1 protein-coding gene is annotated in these 289 nt (G+C 41.5%); it reads right to left on the bottom strand.

The window, feature by feature from the left end; genetic code table 11:
* Positions 1-289, bottom strand: a 289-nt coding sequence (locus CWC28_RS22460; RefSeq protein ID WP_212746843.1) for a hypothetical protein, incomplete at both ends; no start/stop codon positions are given.

The following is a 289-nucleotide window of genomic DNA, read 5'->3' on the forward strand; positions in this document are numbered from 1 at the left end:
AACCAAATCAATAAGGAAACGCAGGTAAAGAGGATGACCCTGAGCTCTATCACAAATGATACTAATTTTTTCTGGACTATATCTGTTTGGTAATAAAGCTCTGGCGCAATAATCACGAACATCACTACGCATTAATGACGGCATTGTGATACTGGCTTGGCTTCCCACTCTACCCCCAATCAATGAAGAGAGCTTTGTATAGCTTGGCCCAGACATAACAAGCACTAAACCAGCCGGCATTTCAGTTGGGAAAAGCTCTATAAACCTAAAAAAAACGTCTTCTCCAAGC

It is taken from the genome of Pseudoalteromonas sp. S4492 (genome assembly GCF_005886115.1).
Taxonomy (GTDB): domain Bacteria; phylum Pseudomonadota; class Gammaproteobacteria; order Enterobacterales; family Alteromonadaceae; genus Pseudoalteromonas; species Pseudoalteromonas gelatinilytica.